Annotated in this window: 12 protein-coding genes; 2 read left to right on the top strand and 10 right to left on the bottom strand. The window is 34.0% G+C overall.

Annotated elements, in window-relative coordinates:
- Window positions 1-19 precede the first annotated feature (19 nt).
- The 4 genes from DR980_RS07515 to DR980_RS07500 all read right to left on the bottom strand — a co-directional run bounded on the left by DR980_RS07515 (window position 20) and on the right by DR980_RS07500 (window position 6,422).
- Entirely contained in the window at window positions 20-1,336 is a 1,317-nt protein-coding gene (locus DR980_RS07515; RefSeq protein ID WP_113634605.1) for an ammonium transporter, read from the bottom strand.
- Window positions 1,337-1,664: 328 nt separating this feature from the next.
- A complete protein-coding gene (locus DR980_RS07510) occupies window positions 1,665-2,042 on the bottom strand; it encodes a PH domain-containing protein (protein WP_091171087.1) in 378 nt (125 codons plus the stop codon).
- A 9-nt stretch (window positions 2,043-2,051) separates the two neighbouring features.
- Entirely contained in the window at window positions 2,052-3,359 is a 1,308-nt protein-coding gene (locus tag DR980_RS07505) for an amidohydrolase family protein (protein WP_113634604.1), read from the bottom strand.
- Window positions 3,360-3,431: 72 nt separating this feature from the next.
- The gene (locus DR980_RS07500) at window positions 3,432-6,422 is read right to left on the bottom strand and encodes an amidohydrolase family protein (protein WP_113634603.1); all 2,991 of its coding nucleotides are present in this window, start codon (window positions 6,420-6,422) and stop codon (window positions 3,432-3,434) included.
- 234 nt (window positions 6,423-6,656) lie between these two features.
- Here DR980_RS07500 and DR980_RS07495 point away from each other — a divergent pair, with 234 nt between their 5' ends.
- Window positions 6,657-8,192 carry a YifB family Mg chelatase-like AAA ATPase gene (locus tag DR980_RS07495; RefSeq protein WP_113634640.1) on the top strand — a complete coding sequence of 512 codons (1,536 nt, stop codon included), beginning with the start codon at window positions 6,657-6,659 and terminating at the stop codon, window positions 8,190-8,192.
- A 149-nt stretch (window positions 8,193-8,341) separates the two neighbouring features.
- Complete coding sequence (locus tag DR980_RS07490) at window positions 8,342-9,040, top strand: pseudouridine synthase (RefSeq protein ID WP_113634602.1); 699 nt, start codon at window positions 8,342-8,344, stop codon at window positions 9,038-9,040.
- A gap of 237 nt (window positions 9,041-9,277) precedes the next feature.
- On the opposite strand, the gene DR980_RS16250 is transcribed toward DR980_RS07490, so the two are convergent.
- The 6 genes from DR980_RS16250 to DR980_RS07465 form a co-directional block, all read right to left on the bottom strand.
- Window positions 9,278-9,583, bottom strand: a complete 306-nt coding sequence (locus tag DR980_RS16250) for a hypothetical protein (RefSeq protein ID WP_146779227.1) — start codon at window positions 9,581-9,583, stop codon at window positions 9,278-9,280.
- An 80-nt stretch (window positions 9,584-9,663) separates the two neighbouring features.
- The gene (locus DR980_RS07485; RefSeq protein ID WP_113634601.1) at window positions 9,664-10,065 is read right to left on the bottom strand and encodes a hypothetical protein; all 402 of its coding nucleotides are present in this window, start codon (window positions 10,063-10,065) and stop codon (window positions 9,664-9,666) included.
- Window positions 10,065-10,448, bottom strand: coding sequence for a DUF2853 family protein (locus tag DR980_RS07480; protein WP_113634600.1), 384 nt, complete (start codon window positions 10,446-10,448; stop codon window positions 10,065-10,067). The genes DR980_RS07485 and DR980_RS07480 overlap by 1 nt, the downstream gene beginning before the upstream one ends.
- A 329-nt stretch (window positions 10,449-10,777) precedes the next feature.
- The gene (locus DR980_RS07475; protein WP_113634599.1) at window positions 10,778-12,067 is read right to left on the bottom strand and encodes a DEAD/DEAH box helicase; all 1,290 of its coding nucleotides are present in this window, start codon (window positions 12,065-12,067) and stop codon (window positions 10,778-10,780) included.
- 168 nt (window positions 12,068-12,235) lie between these two features.
- The gene (gene ypfJ / locus DR980_RS07470; RefSeq protein WP_113634598.1) at window positions 12,236-13,096 is read right to left on the bottom strand and encodes a KPN_02809 family neutral zinc metallopeptidase; all 861 of its coding nucleotides are present in this window, start codon (window positions 13,094-13,096) and stop codon (window positions 12,236-12,238) included.
- Between the two features lie 84 nt (window positions 13,097-13,180).
- Window positions 13,181-17,116, bottom strand: coding sequence for a PAS domain S-box protein (locus DR980_RS07465; protein WP_167400545.1), 3,936 nt, complete (start codon window positions 17,114-17,116; stop codon window positions 13,181-13,183).
- Window positions 17,117-17,303 lie beyond the last annotated feature (187 nt).

Here is a 17,303-nt window from a genome sequence, read left to right as displayed (position 1 = left end):
TAATTTATCTTAAGATGATTTACAAAAATTCACCATGTTGAGAAATATCTAAACCTAATTCTTCTTTTTCTTCACTTACACGAAGTGGAGTAATTTTATTTACGATAAAGAAAAGGAAATAGGAACCTACAAAAGCAAATATGGAAACAACTACTAAAGCAGTTAATTGATTGATAAATAATGTAGCGTCTCCAAAAATTAGACCTTGATTATCACCAACAACGGAGTTAATTGATTTTGAAGCAAAAACTCCAGTTAAAAGCATTCCAACCATTCCGCCTACACCATGACAAGCAAATACGTCTAAAGCATCATCAATTTTTCCTTTGTGGAAACTTCTAACTACTAAATTACTAACGATACTAGCAAAAGCTCCTATGAACATTCCGTGTGGAATACTCACAAATCCTGCAGCAGGAGTAATAGCCACTAAACCTACAACTACACCGATACAAGCTCCCATTGCAGAAAGTTTGTGACCAAGAATTTTGTCAAGAAATACCCAAGCCATTCCAGCTGCGGCGGCTGCAACAGTTGTAGTTCCAAGCGCTTGAACCGCTAAACCGTTAGAACCTAAAGCCGATCCCGCATTGAAACCAAACCATCCAAACCATAATAATCCAGTTCCTAATAATACATAAGTGATACGGGCAGGATTAGGTTTTTGTGCTTTTCTTTTTCCTAAGAAAATAGCTCCTGCTAATGCAGCCCATCCAGCGCTCATGTGAACTACAGTTCCACCGGCGAAATCTAATACTCCCATTTTAAAGAAAATACCATCTGGGTGCCAAGTCATGTGCGCTAATGGTGTATAAATAAGTAATATAAATAAAACCATAAATAGCAAGTAAGCCCAAAAACGAATTCTTTCAGCAAAAGCACCCGTAATTAAAGCTGGGGTAATTATAGCGAATTTTGCTTGAAACAAAGCAAATAACATAAAAGGGATTGTAGGAGCAAGACTCCATGCTGTATTTGTACCTACACCTTGAAAAAATAAATTCGGGATAGGATTTCCTATAACTCCTCCAATTGTTGGTCCAAATGATAATCCAAAAGCAATAACAACCCATAAAACGGTTACAATTATCATGGCCATAAAACTTTGAAGCATGGTACTGATGACATTTTTTTTACCTACCATACCACCATAAAAGAAACCTAAACCAGGAGTCATGATTAATACAAGTGCTGTAGCAACAATCATCCAAGCGGTATCGCCAGTGTCAAATTTTACAGCTTCAGCAGGAGCAGGGCTATCTGTTAGAAAATAATTTGAAAAAAGGGTAAATACCAAGATTGTGATTAATATCACACTTAAAATAATTTTTCTCATTGTTTTTTAGTTTTAAATTTCGATAAAAATATAAAAAACCTTAACAGCCCCCTTTATAAAAGTAATTGAATGTTTTATTTTTACGATTTAAACAATGTGTACCCCTTTTTATTGTGGGTATAATATAATATGAAGTTAAAATTTATAATTTGTTAAAGTTAGGTTAAAGGAATATTATGTTTTGATATCTAAAACCGCCTATTGTCCGATGATTTAAGAATCCTTTTCTGATTTGTCGCCGTCTTTTGTAATGACAAAAGAGATTAAACTAAAAAAGGCACTACTTGCATGGATTGCAATTAGTGCCTTTAAATTATAAATGATGTGTTTATTTTAGCGTGTGCATGCTTAAAATTTTATAAACCTCATTGATGTTGTTTCCGCCTTTACCAAATTGTTTTACAATTGGATTATTATCGTGGTTTAACCAAATTTTTAATTCGGCATCCAAATCTAATATTCCCGCACTTTCTTTAGAGAATTTCTTAATGCTGGAATATGGAATCGACATATAATCAACTTTACTTCCAACCAATTGTTTTTCGACTAAAATCAGTCTTTTATTGGTGAAAATAAACATATCCCGAATAAGCTTATACGCTTTTTCAATTTTTTCTCCATCAATTAAGATTGGCTCAAATTCATTCGAAACATTTTCAATGTTAACTTCAGATGCATTGCCTAAAATGGCGTTAAATAGTCCCATTATATTAATTTATTTTTGATTGTATTTTGTTTTATATCTGTCGTTCAGCTTAGTTTGATGTGTTTCCAAACTTATCATCCTGCCTTGTATAAAGGCATTAGTCAATTTATTGGTTCTCATATCTAAAGCATCACCTTCGGAAATGAATAATGTAGCATCTTTTCCTTGCTCTAAGGTACCACATTGCGCATCAATTCCTAATATTTTAGCAGTATTAGATGTAATTAGTTGCAACGCTTTTTCTTTGTCCATTCCGTAAGCAGCACATGTTCCTGCTAGAAATGGTAAATTTCTGGTATTCATTCTTTCATGGGCACCGCTATTTTCTAAACCTACTAGAACACCTTTATCGGTTAATAATTTAGCTGCTTTGTATGGCAAATCAATATCATGATCATCATTTTCTGGCATATCATGAACTCTTCTTAGCAAAACGCCAATATTGTTTTTTTGTAATAATTCAGCAGCTTTATAAGCTTCATATCCACCAACAATGACCATTTTTTTAATACCGTTTTCTTTGGCAAATTGTACCGCATCTATAATTTGTTTTTCCTCATTGGCATGAACAAACAGCGTTTGACTTCCGTCATACAAACCTTTTGTAGATTCTAAAACTAAATTTCTTTCTTTCGAATTATCGCCTAAATAGGCTTTTGCATTAGATAAAAATCCAGATAATTCTAAAATTTGTTTCGAATAATCTTTATTGGCTTCAATATTTCCAGGTTCAAATCGTGATCCACCTCTTCTAAAAGTAGTGGGAAAATTTATATGAATTCCGTCATTTTCTTTTATAATTGCATCTTTCCAATGCCAAGCATCCAGTTGAACAATTGACGAAGAACCAGAGATTGTTCCGCCACGAGGTGTTATTTGAGCCATTAAAATACCGTTTGGTCTTACGGTTTCTATTACTTTAGAATCGGCAGTGTACGCTATAATACTTCTTACATTTGGATTCATGGCTCCAATTTCATCTTCATCGTCAGAGGATTTTACGGCATCAATTTCAACAAGTCCCAAGGTGGAATTTGGAGCAATAAATCCCGGATACACATGTTTTCCACTGGCATCAATTGTCACATCGTATGCTCCTGCGGCTAATCGGATTATTCTGGCATCTGCAACCAAAGTGATTTTTCCGTCCACAAATCCTATGGCGCTGTTTTCAATTATTTCACCGTTACCCAAATGTGCTGTTGCATTAAGAATCAAAACAGATTTTGATTGCTTAGCGGCTGGTGTTTGTTGTGCTTTTGCAAGTATTGAGATGCTACAGACCAACACTAAAAGATATATTTTTTTACTAATCATATTTGTATGTTTTTTTAAAATTGCTTTGCTTTTTTATAAAAGCTCGGGTTTTTTGAAATTCAAATTATTCCGTTATTCTTCCATAGAATCACAGTGATATTCTGTCTTTTCTTTCTTTTTAGGCTCCTGCGTAGTCATCCCTTTATTTTTTTCTTGTAATAACTGACCTATAAGCTCGCTTCTTTCTTTAGCAATTGCTACTCTTTGTGCTTCATCTTTTTTCGCATCGTAATACACAACACCTTCAATTAAGGTTTTTTCAGCTTTGGCATAAATAGATAATGGATTGGCATTCCATAGCACAATGTCCGCATCTTTGCCCACTTTGATACTTCCTACTTTATCATCTATATGCAATAATTTAGCAGGATTCAATGTCACAAATTTCCATGCATCTTCTTCTGAAACATTACCGTATTTTACTGCTTTTGCTGCTTCTTGATTCAATCTTCGGGACATTTCAGCATCATCAGAGTTGTAGGCAACTACAATTCCGGCATTGTGCATAATTGGTCCGTTGAAAGGAATGGCATCATTCACTTCAAATTTATAAGCCCACCAATCTGAGAAAGTAGAAGCTCCTACGCCATGTTCTTTCATTTTATCGGCAACTTTGTAACCTTCAAGAATATGAGTGTATGTATTAACTCTGAAATCAAATTTTTCAGCTACATTCATTAACATCAAAATTTCAGATTGAACATAAGAATGGCACGAAATGAAACGTTCTTTATTTAATATTTCGGCTAATGTTTGTAACTCTAAGTCGACTCTTGGCGCATTTCCTTTTGCTTTTTTACCACTAGCTTTGTATGCTTTCCAAGCTAAGTCATATTCTTTTGCACGTTGGAAATAATCAGTAAAAACTTGTTCTACTCCCATTCTGGTTTGTGGAAAACGAGTAGGGTTTACGTTACCCCAATTAGATTGTTTAACATTTTCACCTAAAGCGAATTTGATGAATCCGGGTTGGTTTTTATATAACATTTCTTCTGCAGGTGCTCCCCATTTCCATTTTACAATTGCGGAACGTCCACCAATAGGATTAGCTGAACCATGCAATAATTGAGATGTTGTAACTCCACCAGCTAAATCTCTATAGATGTTAATGTCTTCTGAATTCACAACATCTTGTATCGTTACTTCGGCACTGGAATTGTGTCCGCCTTCATTAACACCGTTTGAAATGGCAATGTGTGAATGCTCATCAATAATTCCGCTGGTCAAATGTTTTCCTTTAGCATCAACAACTGTTGCTGATGCATCAGTAATATTTTTCCCAACAGAAGCTATTTTTCCGTTTTTCACCAATACGTCTGTTTCCCCTAAAATACCGTCTTTTTCATTGGTCCAAACGGTAGCATTTTTAAAAAGTATTGTTTCTGCACTAGGTTTCTTCAGGTTACCAAAAGCAACATTTGGAAATGTTGTTGGGATAATCATGTTGTTTTTTTCAATTTTAGAAGAATCAATCGCTTTTACAAATGGAGCCGTTTTTACCGCTGACCATTTCACTTCATTTCCATTGAATAAAACTGCTTTACCGGATAAATTTTGCGTGTCTTCGATGTATCCAATTAATCTTGTGAAGCTCGTTTTAGTAGAATCATTAGGTTTGATTACCGTAGAAATCCAATTATTGGTCATCGTCAGTTTTGACTTGATTTTTTTAGAATCTACTGTAGTGATTTCTGATTTTGGTGCAGTAATCTCCCCATCAATTTTCCATTTATATTTTTCAGCGTTAATAGTTAAATCATAATTTCCACGGATGTCCTTCGTTGCAATGTTGTTGACAACAAATTTGTTTCCTTGAACCCAGTTTTCATACAGCACTGTTTTTTCTTCGAAAATTTCTCCGGATGTAATCACAAAGTTGGCTAAACTACCTGTTTTCAAAGTTCCCATTTCGTTGCTTTTTCCTAAAAGCGCAGCAGGAATTGTAGTCAATGCTTCTAATGCTTTGGTTTTATCAAAACCATATTTTATGGCTCTCAAAAGATTAGGTCTGAAATCCTCCATCTTCTTTAATTTGTCTGTCGTCAATGCGAAAACAATTCCATTATCGGATAAAACTTTAAGGTTGGTAGGCGCTTGGTTCCAAAATCGTAAATCTTTCAATTCCATTTGGTTCGCTTGGTTCGGATCAGAAACATCATAGGCTTCAGGGAAATTAATTGGAATAATAAATTTCGAATTCGTTTTTTTGATTTCCTCAATACGTTCAAATTCATTTCCGTTTCCTTTTAAAACGTAATTTAAACCAAATTCCTTCGCAATTTTGGACGCTCTTAAACTGTTTAATTTGTCTTCAGAAGCAAATATTTGAACTAACTTTTCATTATTTGCCATGGCTTCTAATGACAAATCTTTGGTTGTTGAATTTCCTTTTTTGTACCAGTCTAAATCATAATACATTTGGCGTAATAATGCCATCATTCCCATTAATGAACTTGGATAGGATTGATTTGTGGTTACACTTTTAGTAAAAGCAAAATGATTGGTCACTTTATCAGAAAGTAATTGATTCTTTTTTTCAAAGTTATTCAAAGCGATTAAAGTTCCTGATCCGCGGGCAATTCCGTCCGGGATGTGAGTTCCCACAACACCAAATCCAGCTTTCAATAATTCTTCGGCTTTAGGTTGGTCGTATTTAAATGCTTCGTAGGCATTCAATTCTGAACGAATGCTCTCATTCCAATAAAAACCGGATCTTTTTGTATCATATAAAGGGTTTCTTTCAGTTGTTCCTTTTGGTTTTTCGATTCCAAAACTCGTGTAAATATCAATAAAAGAGGGATAAATAGATCTTCCGTCCAGATTGATTGTTGTACAGTTTTTTGGAATGGAAATGTTAGTTCCAACGCCAATTACTTTTCCGTTTTGAATCAGTAAAGTACCTTTTTCGATAACTTGTGTGGGAGTAACATAAATTTTCGCATTGGTAAAAGCGGTAAAATTGATGTTTTTGTTTTGAACACTTTCGTTATTCGGAAAGTATTCCTGTGCGTAGGTTTTTGGCAGTAAAAAACTGAAAAAGAGTAGGAGTAAGATTTTTTTCATAGTAAGGTTTCTAATTATTTTCTAAAAGTAGAAAAATGTTAATATTATACCTTCAATTTTTTTAATTTTAACATTTGTTTTTTGCGAAAAATGGAGGGTATTGGGCTGTGCGCCAAAGTATTTAGCGTATTTTTTGTAGATTATTTTATTATTCTCAATTTAATTGGAACTTATGTAGGATTTCTTATAATAATAAGAAAAGTTTTCTCTAATTTTAGAATCAAATATATACAGATGCTAGTTAAAGTTTTTGGAAGTGCAGTTTTTGGAGTCGAAGCTACAACGATTACCGTAGAGGTAAATATTGATAAAGGAATTGGTTATCATTTAGTTGGCTTGCCGGACAATGCCATAAAGGAAAGCAGTTACCGAATTGCGGCAGCGCTTAAAAATAATGGGTACGCCATGCCAGGCAAAAAAATCACCATCAATATGGCTCCAGCCGATTTGCGCAAAGAAGGTTCTGCGTATGATTTGACTTTGACCATCGGAATTTTGGTCGCATCCGGGCAAATCAATGCTGAGGATGTTGATAAATACATTATTATGGGGGAACTTTCCCTTGACGGCAGTCTTCAGCCGATACGAGGCGCTCTGCCCATTGCCATTAAAGCTAAAGAAGAAGGTTTTAAAGGTTTTTTTCTTCCAAAGCAAAATGTAAAAGAAGCCGCAATAGTTGCTGGATTAGATGTGTATGGAATTAAAAATGTGCAGGAAGTAATTGATTTCCTTGAAGGAAAAGGTACGCTGGAACCAACAACAATAGACACGCGAGCTGAATTTTATAAAACATTAGATTTTCCAGAATTTGATTTTAGTGATGTCAAGGGACAAGAAAGCATCAAGCGTTGCATGGAAATTGCTGCAGCCGGAGGACACAATATTATCTTGATTGGACCGCCGGGAGCAGGGAAGACGATGCTTGCCAAACGTTTACCCAGTATTTTGCCGCCCATGACTTTGCGGGAAGCATTAGAAACAACCAAAATTCATAGCGTTGCCGGAAAATTGAAGGAAGTCGGTTTGATGAATCAACGTCCGTTTCGCAGTCCGCACCATACAATTTCGAATGTCGCTTTGGTGGGCGGAGGAAGTTATCCGCAACCGGGCGAAATTTCTATGGCGCACAACGGTGTTTTATTTCTGGATGAATTACCGGAATTCAAACGCGATGTTTTGGAAGTGATGCGTCAACCGCTGGAAGATAGAGAAGTGACGATTTCTAGAGCTAAGTTTACGGTTACTTATCCGTCGTCGTTTATGCTGGTGGCGAGTATGAACCCGAGTCCAAGTGGTTTCTTCAATGATCCCGATTCGCCGCAAACTTCTTCGCCACACGAAATGCAACGGTATTTGAGTAAAATTTCAGGACCTTTATTAGATAGAATTGATATTCATATTGAAGTGACTCCAGTTCCTTTTGAAAAATTATCGGATGACCAAAAAGCAGAAAGTAGTGTTGAAATTCGTAAAAGAGTGACTGCGGCAAGAGAAATTCAAACGGAACGCTTTGAGCAAATGGAAAATATCCATTATAATGCCCAAATGAATACCAAACACATTCGGGAGTACTGCGCTTTGGATGATGTTTCTAAGCAATTATTAAAAACCGCAATGGAACGATTGAATCTTTCGGCGCGGGCCTACGATCGTATTTTGAAGGTGGCACGCACGATCGCTGATCTTGATGCAGCTCCAATAGTGGTTTCGAGCCATATTGCCGAAGCCATTCAATATAGAAGTTTGGATCGTGATGGTTGGTTGGGCTAAAATAGATTTTAGATTAACGATTTTTGATTTTAGATGTTTCACGGCTGCAAAATTGATAATACGCCCGCGCTGGCAAGGAAAAAAGAAAAGTATAGAAATAAATAAGTCAAAAAAGAGATTTCGATAGAAATCTCTTTTATTTTTGCCAAATGTTAGAAATTCTGTACCAAGACGAATATATTATTGCAATTAATAAACCAAGTGGATTGTTAGTCCACAAATCGTTTTACGCGCGCGATGCAAAAGTTTATGCAATTCAAGAATTGAGAAATCAAATAGGAGGGCAGCACGTTTATCCTGTTCATCGGTTGGATCGCAAAACATCTGGTGTTTTGTTATTTGCGTTGGATAAAAAGGTTTTAAAAATTATGAATGATCGTTTTGCCACACGCGAAGTCGAAAAAAAATATTTAGCAATTTTACGTGGTTGGTCACCCGAAGAACTAACGATTGATTATGATTTAACCAATGATGATAGCATTATACAAAATGCAATAACCTACTTTCATCGATTGCAAACTACCGAAATTGAGTTAGCATTTAACAATAAACCTACATCACGATATTGTTTGGTAGAAGCGATTCCTGAAACGGGACGGATGCATCAATTACGAAAACATTTCAAACATATTTTTCATCCCATTTTAGGAAGTCGTCCACATGGTTGTAACAAACAAAATAAATTATGGTTGGAGCATTTTGAATTGAAAGGAATGATGCTTCATGCGCATCAATTAATTTTTAATCATCCCATAACAAATGAACCACTTATCTTGAATGCAAAGATTAATGAAGAGTTTAGCAGAGTAGGTACTATTCTGAATCTAGATTTGAATACCTATGAATAGCATACTAATTTGTAAAGTAATGCTTTACATTATTGTTGTATTTGGAAACAACAGTTTTCAGTATTAATAGGAATAGATTTCAGATGTTTGATCAACGATTTTTAATATCATATGTTGATCACAACACTCCTCAAAGTCGAAGACTTTGAGGAAGTGACTTTCGGTTTTTAATCGATTTTGTTTTTTAAATATTTGAATTTTAAGGTCAGTCGGAGACTGAAAAATACATACTCAAAGTCAGAGACTTTGCGGAGCGGTGATTTTCTTGTCTTTTATGAATAAACTAAGTAAAAAGAAAGTTATAAAAAGCATTATTAACTGTATTATAAAAACTGGATATAATAAATTTGATTCAGCATATCTAAAACCAAAACTAACTACTGATACAGGAAATGTTAATAGTAGCCCATAAAGTGACCAATCTCCATAAAATAAATCTTTTGGATAAATTGAACAAACCGATAAAGTTCCCAATGAAACGTAAAATAAAGAGATTTTAAATGCTAATTTTTTATCTCTAATTAATTTTATAATCGTATTCATCTTTCTTATTTAAGTTCATTTTTGTTTTTATTTGAAATTCACTCTTTCAAAATATAATAGAATAAAAAGTGGGGGCTATTTTATTTCAAAAATTTGTCTATTAAAAAAAATAAAATTTTCCAATATGCTAATAAAACAAGAATAACCTTAACAATAAAAAACAACCAAGATGGATAATTCAAATATTCAGGAGACTTAATTTTTTTTTCTTCCGATTTGTTTTTTCGATTATAATAGGTGTAAAATATTGACCAAGTAATAGATTGATATATGTACTGAAAAATATCAAATGCTAATGATAGTACTATTAAGATTGCAGGTAAAATTAATTCATTTTCAATTTTAAGATTCGAATTTTCACCATTTTTGAAAATCCAAATTAGAGCAATTCCAGCAAAAGCAATTTGTCTATTTATTTCACTTAATTTACCAGTAAAATAATAATAATCGTTTTTATATTCGGATAATTTTGATTTTGCCATTATTCTTTTTTTCTTGGTCCAGTTCCTTTTTGAGTATTTACTTGAGAATATACTTCCTCCTTACCAAAATGCTTTGCTAAAAGATAATATACAACCGCTCTATATTTAGTTCTATTAGATTCCCCATATTTATTCAATATTGATTTAATAGCATTATTTAATTCAGGACCATCTATTAAACCTAATTTTTTAATCAAAAAATTGTTTTTTACAGTTTCTAATTCAGATTTGTCTATTCCTGAAATAGTAGAGGATTCAGAGTTGTAAATTGAAGGTCCTAAACCAATAACTACTTTTTTAAGAAAATCAATATCAGGAACTTCTCCAATTTTTTCTTTAAGTTCTGCTGCGTATTTAATAATTAATTCTTCTCTTTTAGACATCTTATTTTCTTTTAATATTATCTACAACTAGAATAAGGTCTGACAAAATCATACAAAGCCAACCAATTTAGCGTTGAAAGGTATGAAAACGGTCATACTATTTACTTCAAATATATTGTTTTTTTCTTACAAGTCATTTGGCTATTGTAGATTTGTTGGATGAATTTGTAAAATGATATTATGAAAGTAAAAACCCTCTCAATAGCCCCGATAGAAATGAAAAACCTAGTAAGAGCTGGTGTTCAGCTCTCACTAGGTTTGTAATGTATAGCGGGAAATACGTTCTGAAAAACGAAATCGTTCTGCTTCTAAAAAACAATAAAAATTAATTATCTATTAGAACGTCGGTCATTATTTTGACTCGGGCGTCTTGGACCAAAACTATTGTTGCTGCTTCGGTTTGTGGTGTCTGTTTTTGGTTTTCGCGGAGTTGAATCGCGTTGTTGTCTTCCTTGTCCTTGTTTGATTGGTTCTTTGGAAGCGTTAGGATCGGGTTCGAAACCTTTGATGTTTTCTTTAGGCAAATTCAAACCCACTAATTTTTCGATATCACGTAAAAAGACCGTTTCGTCCGGACTGAATAACGAAATAGCTTCACCATTGGCTCCAGCTCTTCCGGTACGACCAATTCGGTGAACGTAATCTTCAGGAATGTTAGGCAATTCAAAATTGACCACATGCGGCAACAATGGAATATCCAGACCTCTGGCCGCAATATCGGTAGCGACTAAAGCGGTTAGGCTCCCGTCTTTGAAACCCGCTAAAGCTTTGGTTCGTGCGCCTTGACCTTTGTTTCCGTGAATGGCTGCTGCTTTGATTCCGGCACTAATCATGCTTTCTGTCAGTTTATTAGCACCTTGTTTGGTACGGGTGAAAACTAAAATCTGTTTCCAGTTTCCTTCTGTAATCAATTTAATGATCAGTTCCGTTTTTTTCTCTTTGGCAACAGGATATATTATTTGAGTAATAGCATCTACAGTCGTGTTTTCCGGGGTTGCTTCCACATGAACGGGATGGTGCAAAATACCCATCGCCAATTTCTTGATGTCTGTTGAGAAGGTTGCCGAAAACATTAAATTTTGTCTTTTTGTAGGCAATACTTTTATAATGCGCTCAATGTCTCGTACGAAACCCATGTCCAGCATGCGATCCGCTTCATCTAAAACTAAGATTTCCACTTTGGCAAGGGATATTAGTCCTTGGTTTTGCAAATCGATTAATCGACCTGGAGTGGCGACTAAAATATCGACACCCTGACGCAATTGCATTACCTGGGGATTTTGGTTTACACCACCAAAAATAACGGTGCTTTTTAAGTCTAAAAATACACTGTATTCTTTGATGTTGGCTAATATTTGTGCGGCTAATTCTCTTGTTGGTGTCAATATTAAGGCGCGAATAGGTCTTTGTCGCAATTGTTGACCTTGTGATAATATTTGTAAAATAGGTAGTGTAAAACCGGCTGTTTTTCCTGTTCCTGTTTGTGCAGATGCTAAAACATCTTTACCTTCTAATATTGGGGGAATTGCTTTTTTTTGTATTGGAGAGGGAGTTGTGTACCCTTTTTTGCTGATGGCTTTAAGTAAAGCATCAGATAAACCTAATGAGTTAAATGACATAAATGGTGTTTATAAAGTAAACACTATTATTTAGGTTACTTTTTTAATTGGGCGCAAAGGTACAGTTAATTTTCCGATGTGCTTTTGATTGCCTTGATTTGTTTAAATATAGCCACAAAAAAAATCGGGATATAGTCCCGATTTTTTAAATTCTTATTGATTTGAAATTTATCTTATTTCTGCAAAAGTATCGCCTTGATTGATGTCACCGGATTTATACCCTTTCATAAACCAAGCTTTACGTTGTGCCGAAGTTCCGTGTGTAAAGGACTCCGGAACAATGTGTCCTTGAATTTTAGATTGAATTGCATCATCACCAACCGCGTGAGCCGCACTTAAAGCTTCATCAATATCGCCTTCTTCCAAGAAATTATTCATTTTTTGATTGTAATGCGTCCAAACACCCGCATAAAAATCAGCTTGCAATTCCAGAGCAACCGATAATTTATTGGCTTCAGCCTGGCTTTTTCCTTCCTGCATTTGTCTCATTTTAGCAGAAGTGCCTAATAAGGTTTGCACGTGATGACCAATTTCATGAGCGATTACATACGCTGTTGCAAAATCACCGCCTTCAGCTCCAAATTTAGTTTTCAGTTCCTCAAAAAATGTTAAATCCATATATACTTTCTGGTCAGCCGGACAATAAAAAGGTCCCGAAGCAGAGGTAGCATTACCGCACTCCGTTTCCACAGCCTGGTTGAACAATACTAAATTTGGTCTTTCATACTGCATGTTATTTTCCTGAAATATTTTTCCCCAAACATCCTCCGTATCTACTAATATAGCTTCTATGAATTTGCCTTCTTCAATTTCGGCGGCGGTTAAGTCTCTTTGTTCAGTAGGAGCGCCACTTCCTCCATTCATTTGTTCCAATATTGGCGTAAGCATTTGGACGTTTTCTCCACCAAAAGTGTTTAGTAACAAGATAATTATACCAATAATACCACCTCCTATAATTGTTTTTCCACCAGAAGACATCCCTCTTCGGTCTTCAAAATTTTCACTTGAACGTCTGCCACTCCATTTCATAATCTGTTATTTTTTTATTGTTAGTAAACCTTCGTGATACAAAATTACATCATTTTAGATATAATTCTTCTTTTTAAATTTAGGTCATTGTACCCATTTCAAAAATGTTTCTTCAATAATTCCTTTTATTATTGGTTTTGGAATGTAATCATTCATTCCTGCATTAAGACATTTTTCTTTTTCTTCTTTTTCCGTACCGGCAGTTATTGCAATTATAGGTACGTTTTGTCCAGATTTCAAATCCCGAATTATTTGTGTGGCTTCATAACCATTCATGATTGGCATTTGGATATCCATAAAAATAATATCAGGATTTGTGGCTTCAAATTGTTCCACTGCTAACTTCCCGTTTATTGCTTCATAAATTGTGGTAGGTACGGGCAAATTTTTAATAATTGTTTTCAGCAATAACATATTCACTTTGTTGTCCTCGACGATTAATACAGTAACTTTTTTCGTCTGATGATTTGTTTTGACTACTATCTTTTTAATTGAATCAAAATCAGTGTCGAATAAACTGACTGTTGCCGGTGCTTCATCGCTTGTCTTTAATGTTAAGTCAAAATAAAACGTGCTCCCTAAATCTATAGTACTTTCTAATTGTAAACGACTGTTCATTAATCCTAATAATTGGTTTGAAATTGTTAAACCAAGTCCTGTCCCACCAAATTTTCTTGTTGTGGAACTGTCTTCCTGTGAAAATGCTTTAAATATTTTCTTTTTGTTTTCTTCCAAAATTCCAATTCCGGTATCAATAACCGCAAAGCGAATTGTAGCATTGAAATCATCTATTTTTTCTATCACGGATACTTCTAATTTTATAGCGCCTCTTTCTGTAAATTTCACGGCATTCGCCAATAAATTAATCAAAATTTGTTTCAATCTAACGCTGTCCAGCCAGAAATATTTGGGCATATCTGCTGCAATATTGAGTTCCAGTTTTAAATTTTTTTGATTGGATTCGTATAAAATTAAATCGATTACTTGTGCGAGCATTTCATTGATATCATATTTTTCAATATACAAATCCAGTTTTCCGGCTTCAATTTTGGAGAAATCCAGAATATCATTGATAATGTCTAGCAAGGAGTGTGCCGATTGACTGATGGTAGTCATATATTTATGCTGTGTTACTCCAAGATTTGTTTTCATCAATAAGTCCGTAAAACCGATGATCCCGTTTAAAGGCGTTCTAATCTCATGACTCATATTAGCCAGGAATTCTGATTTTGCTTTGTTGGCAGCTTCGGCTAATTCCTTCTCCTGAACGACGGTTTCGGTTTGCTTTCTCTCGGTAATGTCAATGAAAATACCTTCTAAAAATGCAATTTTTCCATCTTTGTAAATGGTATCTCCAAATTCTTCTACCCAAACCGTGCGGTTGTCTTTATGTATAATTCTGTACGTTAAGTGAATGGGGATTTTACTGTCTATCGCATTTTTTTGAGCAGCAATAGTGCTCACTTTATCTTCGGGATGTATTAAATCAATGAAAGATAGGTGATTATTAAGGAATTCTGTTTTTGGATGACCGGTCAGTTTTTCAACTTCATCATTGATGTAAATTTTGGTGTTATTTTCATCGTAGTTCGATAAATAAACGGTTCCGGGAATATTATTCGCCAGCAATCTAAATTTCTCTTCGCTTTCATAAATAGCGGCTTCGTTTGTAATACGTTCAATAGATGACGCAATATTACTGGCTAATGTTTGCAGAATATTAACTTCATCTTCAGACCAGTCTCTTTCGTTTTGGGTGTCATCAAATCCTAAAAAACCATAAAATTTATTTCTCACAAAAATTGGAAACAAGATGATTGAAACTACATCAACATTATATAATTTATCTCTAAGTGATGGATTTTCTATTTTTGGAATTATCGCTTTGTAAATTTTGTTGTTTAAAAGTGGTGTCAATAGTTCCTCAAAAAAGGCATGAGGCAAATTTTGAAGTTTAATATTGTTCTCTGTTAATTTGATATTGTTGATTATCCATCGGTATTTTTGACTTATTAATCCCGTGCTTCCGTCATTTTCATAGTAGTATGCGCGATGGGATTTGGTCGCTTGTCCCATAATGATAAGTACATCGGAGAAAATATCGTTGATATCATTACTGTTCAAAAATTTCTCCGTACAAAGCGCCATAGCAGACAAAAGGTCACTTTTGTATTCTAATTTTTTTTCAGTCTCATAGCGACTGTGCGAAATCATAGTCAACGAGATAATATCCGAAATTGTTCTTGCAAATATAATATCGTCGTTATCCCAGTTTCTTTGTGTTCTGGCTGATTCAAAACTAATGGTACCGGACAATTCTCCATTGATGAAAATAGGAATGTCAAGCTGTGATTTGATATCAAATTTTAAGAAATAATCCTCTATGAATTCCGATATTTCATATTTGTTAAAAACGTCCGGAGCACTAATTTGGGTTTTATTTTTTATAGATTCAAAATAGATTGGATAGTTCTCTTTCTCTAAAAAAGCACCTTTACTGTATGAGTTAGTGTCTAAATCATATAAATTTTCACAAGTGATTCGATCTTCAGTGTATTTCCAATAGCTGACTCTATCGCATTTAGAAACCTTTGCCGCAGATTCTATGATTTGCATCACGCTGACATCTAAATTCTTATAATTGCTAAAGTTAGTCGTTGATAATTTTTTAATTGTTTCGTTATATAGTCCTACTTTTTCCTGACGAATTTTATTTTCAGCTTCAATATCTTTGAATTTAGTGATATCTCGGGCAATTCCTGAATAAGCGACTACTGTTCCTTGTTCATTTCTACGAATAATCACTTTTTGGGAAACCCACAATTCCTCTCCGTTCTTTTTTAGTAAAGGAAATTCAATAGTTGGAAAATAATTTTCATGCTCCAATAAATTTTGATAAAAATCCATGATGCTGGTAATGTAATCTTTCCGAATGAATTCTGAATAATTTCGATTTATGATTTCGCAACTTTCGTAACCCAATGATTTGATGGTGAAGTCATTTACAAATATAAAATTACCGTCATCATCGACTTCAAATATGAGATCAATAGCATTTTCAATTAAATTCTTGTACTGATTTTGAATTTGGATTTCATTGGTTACATCCTGCCCAATTCCAATTACTAAATCATTCGAAAATTTCTTGTCATTCCATTGGATGTATTTGAATTCACCACTTTTACATTTTAGTTTTCGAATAAATATACGGTCATCTTTAAATGTTTTATGGTATTCTTCACCAAAAAATTCGCTGTCTTCAGTTACTTTCCAGTAGCCTAATCCCATAACTTCGTCAACAGAATAACCTAAAATTGTTTTTACATTTTCGCTGCAAAATACAATTTCGCCTTTTTTGTTAGTGGCCAGAATGAGCGAATTTCCTTTATTGATGATTTGATTGTTGAAACGCATTTCAACTGCAAGATTCAACAACGAAATGTAATGAATGTAGTTGATAATCAAAATTATGAATGAATAGATTCCAAGCGCAATACTGGTTTCTACAGGAATTAATACTAATAAAAAAATAACCACAAAGAATGTAAAAACTGTGCCTACGAAAAACCAATATAGTTTTGCAGGTTTTAAGACGTTGTATGAAAAGAAAAAGGAAACGATAAAACCTACAATAGGAATTGTATCTGTAGGAGAATAAATCAGATTTCTAGAAATAAAAACAAAGTACAAAAGAAATAAACTGATGAATATTTCTTTGATATATTTAAAAATAATGGCATATTTTGTGCTTAAAAGGTAGAGAATCAGCAGAAATAAGCCAATACTACAATTAGCTAATAATAGACTTTTGGGTCTAATTTTAAAAATCTCAAAGATGATTTCAATTGATGGAAGTATGATGCCTAAAAAAAGAAGATACAGCTGGTATTCTTTATTTTTGAAAACTGTTTCCGTACCATTTTCTAATAACTTACTCTTTAAAGTCGATTTTATTTTATAAACTTCATAGATTAAGAACACAAATAAAATGGGTATAGTAATCAATAAAAGATTACTCATAGGGAAAAAATTATAAGCCCAAAATAAAATAAATTTTGAGTTGAGAATAGTCAGTAGGCTACAGTACCACACCATAGTAAAATTTTTATGAGGTTTCTAAAGAGTAGATTTTGGGCTCTAACTTTTGGTGTTCAATGTAGGGAAAAATTTTAAATAAAAACCAAAACAGATTTGAATTTCTGTTTTG

Origin of the sequence: Flavobacterium psychrolimnae, from assembly GCF_003312425.1 — a bacterium.
Taxonomy (GTDB): domain Bacteria; phylum Bacteroidota; class Bacteroidia; order Flavobacteriales; family Flavobacteriaceae; genus Flavobacterium; species Flavobacterium psychrolimnae.
Note: the sequence above shows the minus strand (reverse complement) of the source record. Positions and strands in the feature narration are given on the sequence as shown.

Bases quoted from the DNA above. Each gene is read 5' to 3' on its own strand.
- DR980_RS07510 (WP_091171087.1), bottom strand. From the start codon at position 2,042: ATGGGACTATTTAACGCCATTTTAGGCAATGCATCTGAAGTTAACATT.
- DR980_RS07505 (WP_113634604.1), bottom strand. From the start codon at position 3,359: ATGATTAGTAAAAAAATATATCTTTTAGTGTTGGTCTGTAGCATCTCA.
- DR980_RS07475 (WP_113634599.1), bottom strand. From the start codon at position 12,067: ATGTCATTTAACTCATTAGGTTTATCTGATGCTTTACTTAAAGCCATC.
- DR980_RS07485 (WP_113634601.1), bottom strand. From the start codon at position 10,065: ATGGCAAAATCAAAATTATCCGAATATAAAAACGATTATTATTATTTT.
- DR980_RS07490 (WP_113634602.1), top strand. From the start codon at position 8,342: ATGTTAGAAATTCTGTACCAAGACGAATATATTATTGCAATTAATAAA.
- DR980_RS07515 (WP_113634605.1), bottom strand. From the start codon at position 1,336: ATGAGAAAAATTATTTTAAGTGTGATATTAATCACAATCTTGGTATTT.
- ypfJ (WP_113634598.1), bottom strand. From the start codon at position 13,096: ATGAAATGGAGTGGCAGACGTTCAAGTGAAAATTTTGAAGACCGAAGA.
- DR980_RS07495 (WP_113634640.1), top strand. From the start codon at position 6,657: ATGCTAGTTAAAGTTTTTGGAAGTGCAGTTTTTGGAGTCGAAGCTACA.
- DR980_RS16250 (WP_146779227.1), bottom strand. From the start codon at position 9,583: ATGAATACGATTATAAAATTAATTAGAGATAAAAAATTAGCATTTAAA.
- DR980_RS07500 (WP_113634603.1), bottom strand. From the start codon at position 6,422: ATGAAAAAAATCTTACTCCTACTCTTTTTCAGTTTTTTACTGCCAAAA.
- DR980_RS07465 (WP_167400545.1), bottom strand. From the start codon at position 17,116: ATGAGTAATCTTTTATTGATTACTATACCCATTTTATTTGTGTTCTTA.
- DR980_RS07480 (WP_113634600.1), bottom strand. From the start codon at position 10,448: ATGTCTAAAAGAGAAGAATTAATTATTAAATACGCAGCAGAACTTAAA.